General features: G+C 68.5%; 16 protein-coding genes. 10 read left to right on the top strand and 6 right to left on the bottom strand.

Annotated features, from left to right (window positions below):
• Positions 1-4: 4 nt before the first annotated feature.
• The 7 genes from AAHM44_RS13265 to AAHM44_RS13235 are packed head-to-tail and all read left to right on the top strand — an operon-like array spanning position 5 to position 5,167.
• Positions 5-253, top strand: a complete 249-nt coding sequence (locus AAHM44_RS13265) for a flagellar biosynthetic protein FliO (protein ID WP_184163017.1) — start codon at positions 5-7, stop codon at positions 251-253.
• On the top strand, positions 250-1,080 hold the full coding sequence (gene fliP, locus AAHM44_RS13260) for a flagellar type III secretion system pore protein FliP (RefSeq protein WP_446745987.1): 831 nt from the start codon (positions 250-252) through the stop codon (positions 1,078-1,080). The genes AAHM44_RS13265 and fliP overlap by 4 nt, the downstream gene beginning before the upstream one ends.
• A gap of 4 nt (positions 1,081-1,084) precedes the next feature.
• Positions 1,085-1,354 (top strand): flagellar biosynthesis protein FliQ, encoded by a 270-nt coding sequence (fliQ, locus tag AAHM44_RS13255; protein ID WP_269573420.1) that lies wholly within the window; start codon positions 1,085-1,087, stop codon positions 1,352-1,354.
• A 7-nt stretch (positions 1,355-1,361) separates the two neighbouring features.
• Complete coding sequence (fliR, locus tag AAHM44_RS13250) at positions 1,362-2,135, top strand: flagellar biosynthetic protein FliR (RefSeq protein WP_342250268.1); 774 nt, start codon at positions 1,362-1,364, stop codon at positions 2,133-2,135.
• Complete coding sequence (gene flhB, locus AAHM44_RS13245) at positions 2,135-3,271, top strand: flagellar type III secretion system protein FlhB (RefSeq protein WP_342250267.1); 1,137 nt, start codon at positions 2,135-2,137, stop codon at positions 3,269-3,271. The genes fliR and flhB overlap by 1 nt, the downstream gene beginning before the upstream one ends.
• Positions 3,272-3,311: 40 nt before the next feature.
• Complete coding sequence (gene fliD, locus AAHM44_RS13240) at positions 3,312-4,760, top strand: flagellar filament capping protein FliD (RefSeq protein WP_269573422.1); 1,449 nt, start codon at positions 3,312-3,314, stop codon at positions 4,758-4,760.
• Positions 4,760-5,167, top strand: coding sequence for a flagellar export chaperone FliS (locus tag AAHM44_RS13235; protein WP_269576538.1), 408 nt, complete (start codon positions 4,760-4,762; stop codon positions 5,165-5,167). The genes fliD and AAHM44_RS13235 overlap by 1 nt, the downstream gene beginning before the upstream one ends.
• Before the next feature lie 85 nt (positions 5,168-5,252).
• Here AAHM44_RS13235 and AAHM44_RS13230 read toward each other — a convergent pair whose 3' ends face one another.
• On the bottom strand, positions 5,253-6,338 hold the full coding sequence (locus tag AAHM44_RS13230; protein ID WP_342250266.1) for a CaiB/BaiF CoA transferase family protein: 1,086 nt from the start codon (positions 6,336-6,338) through the stop codon (positions 5,253-5,255).
• Between the two features lie 96 nt (positions 6,339-6,434).
• Here AAHM44_RS13230 and AAHM44_RS13225 point away from each other — a divergent pair, with 96 nt between their 5' ends.
• Together AAHM44_RS13225 and AAHM44_RS13220 are read left to right on the top strand one after the other, a co-directional pair.
• Positions 6,435-6,971 (top strand): NADPH-dependent FMN reductase, encoded by a 537-nt coding sequence (locus AAHM44_RS13225; protein ID WP_342250265.1) that lies wholly within the window; start codon positions 6,435-6,437, stop codon positions 6,969-6,971.
• 48 nt (positions 6,972-7,019) lie between these two features.
• The gene (locus AAHM44_RS13220; protein WP_342250264.1) at positions 7,020-7,580 is read left to right on the top strand and encodes a response regulator transcription factor; all 561 of its coding nucleotides are present in this window, start codon (positions 7,020-7,022) and stop codon (positions 7,578-7,580) included.
• Between the two features lie 4 nt (positions 7,581-7,584).
• Here the strand turns inward: AAHM44_RS13220 and AAHM44_RS13215 are convergent, their stop codons facing one another.
• The 5 genes from AAHM44_RS13215 to argH are packed head-to-tail and all read right to left on the bottom strand — an operon-like array spanning position 7,585 to position 12,172.
• Positions 7,585-8,538 (bottom strand): CorA family divalent cation transporter, encoded by a 954-nt coding sequence (locus AAHM44_RS13215; RefSeq protein WP_184162991.1) that lies wholly within the window; start codon positions 8,536-8,538, stop codon positions 7,585-7,587.
• Positions 8,535-9,266 (bottom strand): precorrin-2 dehydrogenase/sirohydrochlorin ferrochelatase family protein, encoded by a 732-nt coding sequence (locus AAHM44_RS13210; protein ID WP_342250263.1) that lies wholly within the window; start codon positions 9,264-9,266, stop codon positions 8,535-8,537. The genes AAHM44_RS13215 and AAHM44_RS13210 overlap by 4 nt, the downstream gene beginning before the upstream one ends.
• 1 nt (position 9,267) lies before the next feature.
• The gene (gene lysA, locus AAHM44_RS13205; protein ID WP_342250262.1) at positions 9,268-10,527 is read right to left on the bottom strand and encodes a diaminopimelate decarboxylase; all 1,260 of its coding nucleotides are present in this window, start codon (positions 10,525-10,527) and stop codon (positions 9,268-9,270) included.
• A 20-nt stretch (positions 10,528-10,547) separates the two neighbouring features.
• Positions 10,548-10,796, bottom strand: coding sequence for a hypothetical protein (locus tag AAHM44_RS13200; RefSeq protein ID WP_342250261.1), 249 nt, complete (start codon positions 10,794-10,796; stop codon positions 10,548-10,550).
• Positions 10,796-12,172, bottom strand: a complete 1,377-nt coding sequence (argH, locus tag AAHM44_RS13195) for an argininosuccinate lyase (RefSeq protein WP_342250260.1) — start codon at positions 12,170-12,172, stop codon at positions 10,796-10,798. Before argH ends, AAHM44_RS13200 begins: the two co-directional genes overlap by 1 nt.
• Before the next feature lie 16 nt (positions 12,173-12,188).
• Here argH and AAHM44_RS13190 point away from each other — a divergent pair, with 16 nt between their 5' ends.
• Positions 12,189-12,776 carry a TlpA family protein disulfide reductase gene (locus AAHM44_RS13190; RefSeq protein ID WP_342250259.1) on the top strand — a complete coding sequence of 196 codons (588 nt, stop codon included), beginning with the start codon at positions 12,189-12,191 and terminating at the stop codon, positions 12,774-12,776.
• Positions 12,777-12,977: the final 201 nt, after the last annotated feature.

Raw genomic sequence — 12,977 nt, 5'->3', positions numbered from 1 at the left:
TCCCATGACCTGGTACATCATCAAGCTGATCGTGCTGCTGCCGCTCGTCTGCGGTCTGCTGGTCGGTTGCCTCTATGCCTGGCGCAAGCTCGAATCGCGCCTGCCCAAGAACCAGACGACCCGGATGGTGCAGCTCAAGGAGACGATGATGCTCTCCCCGGGCCTGCGCCTCGCCGTCATCGAGTTCGAAGGCCAGAAGCTGCTCGTCTCGGTGAGCCGCAGCGGCGTCACCCTGGTGGACAAGCAGCAATGACCCGCGCGATCGTCCATGCCCCCCGCACGATGGGCGGGCGCGCCGCGCTGTTCATCGGCATCCTCGCCTTCCTGGTGCTGTTCGCCTTCCCGGCCTTCGCGCAGGGCGCGGCGCCGGCCGTGCCGACGCCGGTGGCGACTCCGGGCGTGGGCGATGCGGTCGATCGCGCGCTGGGCGATCTGGGTGGCGGCAATGCCCCGCTCAGCCTGTCGCTGCAGGTCCTCATCATCATGGGCCTGCTCACGGTGCTGCCGGGCATCCTGCTGATGATGACCAGCTTCACCCGGATCATCATCGTGCTGGCGCTCCTGCGTCAGGCTCTGGGCCTCCAGCAGACTCCGCCCAACCAGGTGCTGATCGGCCTGGCGATGTTCCTCAGCTTCTTCGTGATGGCGCCGACGCTCAACACGATGAACACGACTGCCATCCAGCCCTATTCCGCCGGCAAGATCGGCGCGACCGAGATGATCTCCAAGTCGGGCGAGGCGCTGCATGGCTTCATGATCAAGCAGACCCGCACCAAGGACGTCACCCTGTTCGCCGGGCTCGCCAAGAGCGGTCCCTATGCCAAGCCGCAGGACGTGCCCTTCTCGGTGCTGCTGCCGGCCTTCGTCACCTCGGAGCTCAAGACTGCCTTCCAGATCGGTTTCCTGATCTTCCTGCCCTTCATCGTCATCGATCTCGTCGTCGCCACCGTGCTGATGGCGCTCGGCATGATGATGATGTCGCCGACGATCATCTCGCTGCCCTTCAAGCTGCTGCTCTTCGTCCTGGTCGACGGCTGGGCGCTGACGATGGGCTCGCTCGCCTCCAGCTTCGTGAGTTAGCACGATGGACGCCGATTACTTCCTCACCATCGGGCGCGAGGCGATGTGGGTGCTGGCGCTCGCCGCCACCCCGATCCTGGTGCCCGCGCTGCTCGCCGGCCTCGTCCTCGGCATGGTCCAGGCCGCAACGTCGATCCAGGAGCAGACGCTCACCTTCGTGCCCAAGCTGATCGTGGTCGGCATCAGCCTGATCATCTTCGGCTCGATGATCCTCGGGCTGCTCGGCGATTTCACCGTCAGCATCTTCGAGCGCATTCCGGATCTGGTGAAGTAACGCCGCCATGCTGATGGGCTTCGGCCTCTCTATCGAGCCGCAGCTCTGGGCCCTGCTGTTCGCCATGGTGCGGATCGGCGCGGCCTTCATCGCGGCGCCGGTGTTCAGCGCAATGGCGATCCCGCTGCCCGCGCGCATCGCGCTCACCGGCGCGATCGGCGTGCTCGTGCTCAACGTCGCGCACGTCACCCCGCCGGCCGAGATCTTCTCGCTCACCACTTTCCTCGCGATCGCCGCCGAAGCGCTGACCGGGCTCGCGATGGGCTTTGTCCTGCAGGTCGCATTCTCCGCGCCGATGGTGGCCAGCGAAGTCATCTCCATGTCGATGGGCCTGGGCTTCGCCAACACGGTCGATCCCAATAGCGGCCACGCTACCCCGGCGATCGGCACCTTCCTGTCGCTGATGCTCACCCTGATCTTCCTGTCGCTGGACGGGCACCTCGTCCTCGTCGAGCTGGTGGTGCGCAGCTATGACGTCATGCCCCCCGGCGCCTGGATCGCACCCGATCGGCTGCTCGGCATCGCGATGTTCGGCGGCTACACCTTCCTCGCCGGGCTGCTGCTCTCGCTGCCGATCGGCTTCCTGCTGCTCTGCCTCAACCTGATCGTCGGCATGCTCAGCCGCGCCGCGCCGGCGCTCAACCTGTTCGCGGTGGGGCTGCCCGCCAGCCTGCTCTTCGGCGTCGTCGCGATGCTGCTCGCGCTCCCTGCCATGGGGGACTACCTCGTCGTCATCGTCCGCGAATCGCTCACGATGATGCCGCAGCTGGTGCTCGGCTGATGTCGGAGTCCGGCGGCGAAAAGACAGAAGCCCCAACAGCCAAGCGCAAGCGCAAGGCGATAGACGACGGGCAAATACTCAGCTCGAAGGATTTCGGCACCGCGCTGATCGTGCTGCTCGGCTGCAGCTGGATGATGTTCTTCGGCCCCTCGCTGGTACGCGCCTGCAAGGAAGTGATGGTCGGCAGCTTCACCTTCGGGGTTGCCGACGTCGAGGATTTCGAGCCCTGGCGTCCGATCGCCGAGGCGGGCTGGAAGCTCGCCACCCCGATGCTCGCGCTGCTGCTGCTCGCGGTGATCGGCGCGATCCTCAGCCATGCCGGGCTGGCCGGCATCCGCTGGAACTCCAAGCTGTTCGCGCCCAAGGCCTCGCGGATCAACCCGGCTTCCGGCCTTGCGCGGATCTTCGGTCCCAATGGCTGGATCGAGCTCGGCAAGGGCCTGCTCAAGGTCGTGCTGCTCGGCAGCATCGGCACCTGGCTGCTCTGGTCGATGACGCGCCGCTCGCTCGGCCTGGTCGAGGCGGACCTGCACGGCGCGATCGGGGCGATGGGCGGCGAGTTCCTCACCCTGCTCTTCGTCATGGCCGGTGGACTGCTGCTGATCGCCGGCGTCGACCTGCCGATCCAGATCCTGCGCCACATGGCCAAGCTGCGCATGACCAAGCAGGAAGTCCGCGACGAGCACAAGGAGAGCGAAGGCTCGCCCGAGGCCAAGGCGGCCCAGCGCCAGCGCCAGCGCCAGATCCTCAAGGGCGGCTTCCGCAAGGCAGTGGCCACCGCAAACGTGGTCATCACCAACCCGACCCATTTCGCGGTGGCCTTGCGCTACGAACAGGGCAAGGACCAGGTGCCGGTGCTCGTCGCCAAGGGCCGCGGCGCTACCGCGCTGGCTATCCGCGAGCTCGCCGGCGAGCTCGACGTGCCGATCCTCGAAATCCCGCAGCTCGCCCGCGCCGTCTATTACACCAGCAAGGAAAACCAGGAGATCCGCGACGATCTCTACATGGCGGTCGCCACCGTGCTCGCCTTCGTCTTCCAGCTCAGCAAGCGGGCCAATGCGGTGATGGCGCCGGTCACCGTGCCCGACACCGCACTTTTCGACGAAAACGGCCGCAAACAGGCACGCGCGCACTAAAATCGGCGCGGCACCGGCCGTTTACCGGGGAGAGGTAGACATGACCACGACAACGGCCACCACTGCGACTCCGACGCCTTCGATCGCCACCACCCTTGGTACGGGATCGGGGATCGACATCACCGCGCTGGTCAATTCGCTGGTCACCAACGCGTTCACCAACAAGAACGCGATGCTCACCCAGAAGAATGACGCGCTGACCGCGCAGATTTCGCAGATCAGCACGATCAAGAGCAATATAAGCGACTTCTCGGCGGCGCTCACTTCGCTGACCGGCTCGGGCTCGCTGTCGACCCAGCCGACCAGCTCGAACACCGGCATCCTCAACATCACCCGGCTGCCCGGCGCCGACCTGTCGGGGCTCAGCGCCACCGTCGAGGTACGCCAGCTCGCCCAGGGCCAGGTGACCAGCTCGCAGCTCTTCTCGGGCGGCAGCGCGACGGCGATCGGCACCGGCACGCTCACGCTCAGCTTCGGCACCGCCACCGTCACCGACGGCGCGATGACCGATTTCACCCAGGGTCCCGCTGCCTCGATCGACATCACGGTCGGCTCGGGCAATTCGACGCTCAAGGGCATCGCCGACGCGATCAACGCCAAGAAGGCGGGTGTCACCGCCTCGATCCTCAGCGACAACAATGGCGCGCGGCTGGTGCTGAAGAGCGCGACCGGCGCGTCGCAGGCCTTCACGCTGAGCGGCACCGGCGACCTGTCGGCGCTCAATGTCGGCGTCGGCGCGAGTTCGTCGGTCAATCAGGTCGCGCAGGACGCTCGCGTCGCGATGGACGGCGTCGAGGCGAAATACCCGACCAACAGCATCTCGGGCCTGATCCCCGGCGCGCGGCTCGATCTCGTCGCGGCGCAGGTCGGCACCAAGGTGGCGATCGGCGCCGCCACGCCCACCGCGGCGATCAGCCAGGCGGTCACCAACTTCGTCGACACCTATAACCAGGTGCTGAAGTCGGTGCAGGACGCCACCGATCCGATCACCGGCCCCTTGCGCACCGATCCGGCGGCGAAGGACCTGCTGCGCCAGCTCAAGAGCCTGTCGCTCGCCGAGCTGGTGCCGGGCGCCACCGACGATGTGCCGCACAAGCTCGCCGATATCGGCGTGAAGACCAATCGCGACGGCACGCTCTCGGTCGACAGCGCGCGCCTGTCCAAGGTGCTGTCCACCTATCCCGACGATGTCGAGGCGATCTTCGCGGAAGGCGCGGGGATCAGCAAGGCGCTGTCCAGCCTGGTCGCCACCGCGATCGGCAGCAGCACGCCGGGCAAGGAGACGGGGCTCACGTCGAGCAACAAGACCTACACCAAGCAGATGGACAAGCTCTCCGAGCAACAGGACAAGGTCGTCACCGACACCGCCAACATGCGCGATCGGATGACGCAGCAATTCGCCGCGATGGATGCCAAGGTCGCTGCCTACAAGTCGACCCAGAGCTTCCTGACGCAGCAGATCGCCGCCTGGAACAGCAGCGGCAGCTGATGCGCTACGCCTCGGCCCTCGCCGCCAACCCCGCGGAAACCTATCGCCAGATCGACATCGTCGGCCGTGCCGCCGGTGGCGATCCGCACGCGCTGGTCGGCCTGCTCTACGAGGAAGGCGTCGCCGCGCTGCGCACCGCCGCCTGGGCGGTCGAGCGTGGCAATTATGCCGTGCGCGGCGAGCGGGTCGCGCGGGCGACGGCGATCCTGTTCGCGCTCGAGGCCGGGCTCGATTTCGAGAAGGGCGGCGATGTCTCGAAGACGCTCGCCACCTTCTATCACGGCCTGCGCGGCCAGATCCTGCAGGCCGCCGTCGGCACCGATCCCGCACCGTTCCGCGACGCGGCGAACAGCCTCGACGAGATCGCCCGCGCCTGGAGCAGCCTGAAGACCGGCCCGGCGGCCTAGGGGCTCCGATACGCAACCCTTTCAGTTCCCCGGCGAACGCCGGGGAACCGCCAGCCTAACCGCAGAATCCTGAATGCGGGCCGTCCTAGGCCGCCCCCCAGCGCGCCAGCACATCCTCCACGCTTTCGTCCACCGGCGGCAGTGCCTCGGCGGGCGTCACCGAGAAGCGCGGCGTCGGCACGGGCTGCACGCCGCCGTCCCGCGCCGCGAAGGTGCCGCGCGCGCGGTTCTGCGGATGGAGCGGTGCCTCGGTCAGCGACAGCACCGGTGTCACGCAGCCATCGCCGCTCTCGAACAGCGCCGCCCATTCGTCGCGCCCCCGCGAAGCAAAGGCGGCGGCGAGGACTTCGGTCAGCGCCGGCCAGGCGGCGCGGTCATATGGGTCGAACCGGTCCGCCGCGATCCCCAGCCCGGCGCACAACGCGCGAAAGGCCTGGGGCTCGAGCGCACCGACCGCGACATGGCGGCCATCGGCACAGGCATAGCAGCGATAATAGGGCGCGCCGCCATCGACCATGTTGGCGGTGCGGGCATCGACCCAGCGGCCCGAGGCGTGGAGCGCATAATAGAGCGACATCATCGATGCCACGCCGTCGATCTGCGATGCCTCGATCACCTGGCCGCGCCCGGTGGCCTGGGCGGCGAGGATGCCGGAGACCAGCCCGAGCGCGAGATACAGCGCGCCGCCGGCATATTCGCCGATCAGGTTGAGCGGCGGCACCGGCGCGGCGGCCGGGCCGATCGCATGGAGCGCGCCGGACAAGGCAAGGTGGTTGATGTCGTTGCCGGGCGTGCCGGCAAGCGGTCCCTCGCGGCCCCAGCCGCTGGTGCGGGCATAGACCAGCCGGGGATTGAGCGCGAGGCAGCGCGCCGGATCGAGCCCGATCTGCTCGGCGACGCCCGGCCGATAGCCTTCGATCACCCCGTCCGCCTCGGCGATCAGCGACAGCGCCTGCTCGCGCCCGGCCGCCTGGCTGAGGTCGAGCAGCACCTGCGAGCGCCCGCGATAGAGCGGCGCCGCCACCGCGCTGCCTTCGCTGCCCGGCCGGCGGATCCGGATCACGTCGCAGCCCAGGTCGGCAAGCAGCATGCCGGCGAACAGCACCGTGCCCGGCATATCGAGTTCGACGATGCGCAGCCCCGCCAGCGGACCGTGCGTTGCTGCGACCATTTGGCTCCCCCATGCGCGATTCTGCCGATGCATAGCCGCAGCCCGCACCTCAGGTCCACGCTGGCGCTTGCCGAGCCTTTGGGCTAGCGGGAAGCCATGTCGGCACCTCATATCGTCGCATTGGGCGGCACCCTGCGACCCGAATCCGCCACCGGACGCCTGCTCGCGGCCACGCTCGCCAAGGCCGAGGCGCGCGGCGCCCGCACCACCTTGCTCACCGGCGAGGCGATCGCCTTTCCGCATTACGAGCCGGGCAATGTCGAGGGCAATCCGGCGGTGATGCGCTATCTCGAGGCGCTGCGCTCGGCCGATGCGGTGATCGTCGGCTCGCCCGGCTATCACGGCACGCTTTCGGGCCTGGTCAAGACCGCGCTCGATTATGTCGAGGCGATGAGCAAGGACGATCGCCCCTATTTCGACGGGCTGCCGGTCGGCCTGATCGCCACCGCGGCAGGCTGGCAGGCGGCGGTCTCGACGCTGCAGGCGCTCCGCACCATCACCCATGCGCTGCGTGGCTGGCCGACGCCGATGGGCCTGGCGATCAACACGATCGAGCCGGGCGACGCGCTCGACAAGTGCAGCGGCCCGATGGACGTGATGGTCGGCCAGATCTTCAGCTTCCTCGATCGCTGATCGGGCTGGTTGCGCGCCGCTTAACTGTTTCGTGATTGTTGCAGCGCTATGCTGCCGGCCATGGACGAGGCTTCGGCACAGGAAGGCATTGGCAATCGCCGACGTGCCACGCGCACCATTCTGGCGGTCGACGACAGCCGGACCAACCTGCATGTCCTCGCGCATCGGCTCGGCCAGCTCGGCTATCTCGTCGTGCTGGCGGACAGCGGCACCCAGGCGCTCGAGCTGATCTCGGCACGCGGTTTCGACATGGTGCTGGTCGATCGGGTGATGCCCGAAGTCTCCGGCCTGCACGTCCTGCAGGAGATCCGCGGCACGCGTGACACGTCGGACCTGCCGGTGATCGTCGTCACCAGCCAGGACGATCCCGCCGGCGCGGTCGAGGCGCTGCAGGCCGGCGCCGACGATTATCTCGCCAAGCCCTACAGCTTCGAGGAGCTGGCCGCCCGTATCGAGCGCACGATGGCGCGTTCGGACCGGATGGAAGAGCTCAAGCGGTCGAACCTGGCGCTCGATGCCCGCATCGCCGCGCGCGCGATCGAACTGGGCGAGGCACGCGGCGAGCTTGCCGCCGCCCGCGCAGAGCTGGATCGCCTCCAGCGCGCCTGAGCGCCTAGCGTTCGAACCAGTGCCGGCGGAGGAAATAGCCGGTGATCAGCACCGCGACCGCCACGCACAGCGCCACCACGCCCCAGAACGCCCAAGGCTCATGCGCCCAGGGAATGCCGGCCACGTTCATGCCGAGCAGGCCGGTGATGAAGGTGAGCGGCAGGAACACCATCGCCACTACCGCGATCATCAGCGAGCGCTGGTCGATCAGTTCCGAACGCAGGTCGGTCAGCGTCTCGTGCGTCAGCGCGGCGCGCTCGCGGATGCTCTCCAGCTCTTCCGCCATGCGCGCGGCCCGGTCGGCGGCGGCGGCGAGGTGGAGCCGGTCGTCCTCGGCCAGCCATTCCACCGGCAGGCCCGCGAGCTTCTCCAGCGCGGCGCGCTGCGGATAGAGAAAGCGGCGCAGCCCGATCGCCTTCACCCGGGTCTCGTTGACCAGCCGGCGCAGGTCGAAGGCGCGGTGGCGGGAGATCTGCTCCTCGCAATCGTCGAGCGAATCGCCCAGCTCGGCGACCATCGGGTCCAGCTCCTCGGTGATCGCCTGGGCGATCGCGGCGATCAGGTCGCCCGGATCGAGGACCTTGCCGTCCTCGACCAGCTTGCGCACCGGCTGGACCGCGTTGAGCTGCTTGCGCGAGACCGAGAAGACGCAGCCGCCATGCGCGTACATCCGGATCGAGGCGAGCGGATCGGAGGTGTCGAGCGCGTCGGAGGACATGCCGCGCAGGTTGATCAGCGCCGCCGGGCCGAACAGGTCGCAGCGCGGGCGCGTCTCCATCGCGGTCAGCGCTTCGATCACCGGCTGGGCGAGCTTGGCCTCGCCGCTCAGCCAGAGCTGGGCGCGCTCGTCATTGGTATTGAGATGGATCCAGCTCAGCGCGGCATCCTTGCCCAGCGCTTCCTTCAGGATGGGCTGCTCCACCTTCCCGTCATGGACGATATAGGCAAAGCCGCTCATGCGCCGGGCTCCAGCCAGATCGAGAGCCCGGGGCCGGGCACTTCGGGTGGGGTGGAGCAGGCGATGCGCGGCGCATCGGCGCGGGCGCGGTTCAGGATGGCAGTCGGCACGCCGGGAAAATGGTACACCCGCTCGGCCTGCGCAAGCGCGCGCGCCTGGCGCAATGTCAGATCGTCGGGGTCGTCCGAGGCAAGCGTGATGCGCACCAGCCGGGCATCTTCCGGCGCCCGCATGCGCGCAACCACGTCGCTGCCGAGTCCTTCCGCCAGCGCCGCGCCGATCGCGCGGCGGCGGTCGGCGATGTCGGGAAAGCGTGCGCGCAGCTCCGTGCGCGCCGCATGGAGCGCCTTTGCGGTCTCGCCCAGGTCGGCGGGAAGCTCGGCCTCCAGCTTCTGGCGCAGCGCCGCGGCGAGCCCGGCCGAGACGCCGCCGGTGCCGATCGCCACCAGCACCGGATCGCGTTCGACGATCGCGGGCAGGGTGAAGTCGCACAGGTCCGGGCGGTCGACGGTGTTCACGAGCACGCCGCGAGAACGCAGCCGCGCGACAATCGGTTCGGGCTCGTCCGTCGCGACGATCGCCAGCGAGGCCTGCGCCGCCTTGTCGACGATCTCGGCGCCCGCGCGTTCGAGCAGCCGGCGCTTGGCCTCCGCCGCCTCGCCGCTGCCGATCAGGATCACCGGCCGCCCTGCCAGCTTCACGAAGATCGGCAGGGCGGTCAGCGTCATCTTACTTCAGCCAGTCCGGAACCTGTTCTTCGCCCATGATCGTCTCGGCGGTGATCCGCCCCGCGACCAGTTCGAATCGCTCCCCCGACACCAGCACCTCGGGCACCAGCGCGCGGCTGTTGTAGGTGCTCGCCATGGTCGCGCCATAGGCGCCGGCGCTCTGCAGCACCGCCAGGTCGCCGCTCTTCAGGGCGTCGATCTCGCGATTCTTCAGGAACACGTCGCTGCTCTCGCACACCGGGCCGCAGACATTGGCGACCATGGTCTCGCCGCTCGGCGTCACCGAGGCAAAGCCATGATAGGCGTCGTACAGCGCGACGCGCTGCAGGTCGTTCATCGCCGCGTCGACCACCACCCAGGGATTGGTCACGCCCGGCTTCACCCACAGCACTTCGGTGAGCAGCACGCCGGCATTGGCCGAGATGTGGCGGCCGGGCTCGAACATCAGCTCGACATCCCAGTCCTTCGTCACCCGCGCGACCATCTCGCCGAACGCTGCCGAGGTCGGCGGCACGTCCTCCGGCTTGTAGGCCACGCCCAGGCCGCCGCCCAGGTCGACATGGGTGATCGTGTGGCCGGCGGCGCGCAGCTCGGCGATGAGCTTGCCGACGCGCTCGAACGCGGCTTCCAGCGGCGCCAGGCTGAGCAGCTGGCTGCCGATATGCACGGCGACGCCGCGCAGGTTGATGCCTTCCAGCTTGGCCAGACGGTCGAAGATCGCCGGGGCCTGGTCGATCGGCAGGCCGAACTTGTTCTCGGCCTTGCCGGTCGAGATCTTCTCGTGCGTGCCGGCATCGACGTCCGGGTTCACGCGCAGCGCCGCCGGCGCGACCATGCCCTTGGCATGCGCGATCTCGGCAAGGACGACGCCTTCTTCCTCGAGTTCGAGGTTGAACTGGCCGATCCCGGCGTCGAGCGCCTGGTGGAGCTCCTTGCGGGTCTTGCCGACGCCGGAGAACACCACGTCCTTCGCCGGGATGCCGGCCGCGAGCGCACGCGACAGCTCGCCGCCCGAGACGACATCGGCGCCGAAGCCCTCATTGGCGAGCAGGCGCAGCACCGCGAGGTTCGGATTGGCCTTCACCGCGAAGGCGACATGGTGCCGACCGACCGGCTCCAGCCCCTTGCGGAAGGCGCGGGCGGCCTCGCGAAAGGCCTCGGTCGAATAGACATAGACGGGGGTGCCGATTGCTTCGGCGATGCGGGCGAGCGGAACATTCTCGGCGTGCAGGGTGCCGCCGATCACTTCGAAATGAGACACGGGAAAACTTCCTATTGGGCTTAGCGCGGCGGCAGGTCGTAGGCGTCGCTGCGCCGCTGGTCCGAACTCTGGATAAGGTCGTCGCTACGTGCCGGGCGCGTCTGGACGGGCGGGTTAAGCAGGTCTCCGGGCGACGGCGTCGCAGTCGCGCCATAGGGCGCTGCCGGCAGCCACGCCGTCGCCGCGGGTTTGAGCGCCGAACGGTTGCCGCAGCTCGCCAGGGCAAGTCCGCCCACCAGGGCCAGGGTCAGCAGCACCAGTCGCTTCATCACGCTTCCTCCTCGCGGCTCTTGCGCGCCGCCGCGATGGCTTCCCGTACGCGCTTCGGCGAAGTGCCGCCAAAGCTCGTCCGGCTCGATACCGAGGCATCGACGCTCAGAACGTCATATACGCGTTCATCGATCCGTGCGTCGATTTCCTTGAGTTGGGTGATCGATAGCTGATCGAGACGGATGCTTGCCGCTTCCGCTGCCGCCACCGTGCGTCCGGTGATGTGGTGTGCCTCGCGGAATGGGATGCCGCCTTCGCGCACCAGCCAGTCGGCCAGGTCGGTGGCGGTCGAGAAACCGGCCTCGGCGGCGGCGCGCATCCGGTCGAGCCGGAAAGTCGCACTTTCCACCATGCCGGTCATCGCCGCGATGCTGAGGCCGAGCAGGTCATGCGCCTCGAACACCGGCGGCTTGTCGTCCTGCATGTCCTTCGAATAGGCGAGCGGCAGGCCCTTCATCGTGATCATCAGCGAGACGAGCGCGCCGGTGATTCGGCCGCTGTGCCCGCGCACCAGTTCGGCGGCGTCGGGATTGCGCTTCTGCGGCATGATCGAGCTGCCGGTCGACCATTGATCGCTCAGCGACACGAAGCCGAAGGGCTGGCTTGCCCAGATCACGAACTCCTCGGCCAGGCGGCTGAGATGCAGCGCTGCCTGTGACGCGGCAGTGAGATACTCGATCGCGAAGTCGCGGTCGGAAACCGAATCGAGCGAATTGCGCGTCGGCCCGTCAAAGCCGAGCGCCTTTGCCGTCGCTTCGCGGTCGAGGTTGAAGCCGGTGCCGGCCAGCGCCGCCGAGCCGAGCGGGCAGAGATTGAGGCGCGCACGGGCATCGCGAAGCCGCGAGCGGTCGCGCGCGAACATCTCGAAATAGGCCATCAGATGATGGCCGAGCGTCACCGGCTGGGCGACCTGGAGATGGGTGAAGCCCGGCATCACGCTGTCGGCATGTTCCTCCGCACGCGCCAGCAGCGCATCCTGCAGCGCGCCCAGTGCCGCCTCGGCCTGGTCGACCGCGTCGCGCACCCACAGGCGGAAATCGGTCGCCACCTGGTCGTTGCGCGAGCGGGCGGTGTGCAGGCGGCCCGCGGTCGGGCCGATCTTCTGCGCCAGCCGCGATTCGGCGAGCATGTGGATGTCTTCGAGCGCCAGGTCCTCGGGCACGCCCCCGGCTTCGAAATCGGCCGCGACTTCGCTCAGGCCCGCGTGGATCGCCGCTGCGTCCTCGGCCGCGACGATTCCCTGCGCACCCAGCATGGTCACATGAGCCTGGCTCCCGCGCAGATCCTGGCGCCACATCCGCTTGTCGAAGGGAATGGATGCGTTAATCTCGCGCATGACTGCAGACGGGCCTTCGGCGAAGCGCCCACCCCACATGGCATTGGAGCTGTCCTTGCGCTCGGCTATCTCACTTCTCCTGCTCGGCACCCTGATGATCGCGGGGTGCGATAAGCGCTCCGGGCCCGGAAGCCAAGCAAACGAAACTATCTCCGCGGCTAATGCGGCATCGGATGCGGCGCCGGCCGCTGCCGTCGCCGACAAGGGGCAGCTCGATCGCAGCCACAAGGGCGAGGCCGCGCCGGACTTCGCGTTCGTCGATCCGGCGGGCAAGAAGGTCACGCTGGCCGCGTTCAAGGGCAAGCCGGTGCTCGTCAACCTCTGGGCGACCTGGTGCATTCCCTGCCGCGCCGAGATGCCGACGCTCGACACGCTCGCCGGGCAAAAGGGCGATGCGCTGCCGGTGATCACCTTGAGCCAGGACATGAAGGGCCGCGAGTTGGTCGATCCCTATTTCGCCAAGGCGGGGTTCAAGAACCTCAAGCCCTGGACCGATCCGGACATGGCGTTCAGCCTCGGCATGAACGCCAACCTGCCTACCACCATCCTCTATGATTCGGCCGGCAAGGAAGTCTGGCGCCTGTCGGGCGAGATGGACTGGGCGGGTGCCAAGGCGGCGGCCCTGCTCGCCGAGGCGCGCTAGGATTGCCCCTCCCCGCTTCCCCCGGGGGGGGGGGGGGGGGGCGGGGGGGGGGGGGGGGGGGGGTTGGTTTTGGTGGGGGGGGGGGGGGGGGGGCGGGGGGGGCCGGCCGCGGGGGGGGGGGTTTGTCCGCGGCCGGGCCCCGCCGGGCGACGACCACGCGGGGGGCGATGCGCCGGCGCAAGGCCTATCAGGAGGCGGTAT

The organism is Sphingomonas sp. OTU376 (assembly GCF_038440415.1).
Lineage (GTDB): Bacteria > Pseudomonadota > Alphaproteobacteria > Sphingomonadales > Sphingomonadaceae > Sphingomonas > Sphingomonas kyeonggiensis_A.
The sequence above is the reverse complement of the archived record's forward strand: the minus strand, read 5'-3'. Positions and strand labels throughout refer to the sequence as shown.

Coding starts and splice junctions, on each gene's coding strand:
- AAHM44_RS13265 (WP_184163017.1), top strand. CDS start 5: ATGACCTGGTACATCATCAAGCTGATCGTGCTGCTGCCGCTCGTCTGC.
- fliP (WP_446745987.1), top strand. CDS start 250: ATGACCCGCGCGATCGTCCATGCCCCCCGCACGATGGGCGGGCGCGCC.
- fliQ (WP_269573420.1), top strand. CDS start 1,085: ATGGACGCCGATTACTTCCTCACCATCGGGCGCGAGGCGATGTGGGTG.
- fliR (WP_342250268.1), top strand. CDS start 1,362: ATGCTGATGGGCTTCGGCCTCTCTATCGAGCCGCAGCTCTGGGCCCTG.
- flhB (WP_342250267.1), top strand. CDS start 2,135: ATGTCGGAGTCCGGCGGCGAAAAGACAGAAGCCCCAACAGCCAAGCGC.
- fliD (WP_269573422.1), top strand. CDS start 3,312: ATGACCACGACAACGGCCACCACTGCGACTCCGACGCCTTCGATCGCC.
- AAHM44_RS13235 (WP_269576538.1), top strand. CDS start 4,760: ATGCGCTACGCCTCGGCCCTCGCCGCCAACCCCGCGGAAACCTATCGC.
- AAHM44_RS13230 (WP_342250266.1), bottom strand. CDS start 6,338: ATGGTCGCAGCAACGCACGGTCCGCTGGCGGGGCTGCGCATCGTCGAA.
- AAHM44_RS13225 (WP_342250265.1), top strand. CDS start 6,435: ATGTCGGCACCTCATATCGTCGCATTGGGCGGCACCCTGCGACCCGAA.
- AAHM44_RS13220 (WP_342250264.1), top strand. CDS start 7,020: ATGCTGCCGGCCATGGACGAGGCTTCGGCACAGGAAGGCATTGGCAAT.
- AAHM44_RS13215 (WP_184162991.1), bottom strand. CDS start 8,538: ATGAGCGGCTTTGCCTATATCGTCCATGACGGGAAGGTGGAGCAGCCC.
- AAHM44_RS13210 (WP_342250263.1), bottom strand. CDS start 9,266: ATGACGCTGACCGCCCTGCCGATCTTCGTGAAGCTGGCAGGGCGGCCG.
- AAHM44_RS13200 (WP_342250261.1), bottom strand. CDS start 10,796: ATGAAGCGACTGGTGCTGCTGACCCTGGCCCTGGTGGGCGGACTTGCC.
- argH (WP_342250260.1), bottom strand. CDS start 12,172: ATGTGGGGTGGGCGCTTCGCCGAAGGCCCGTCTGCAGTCATGCGCGAG.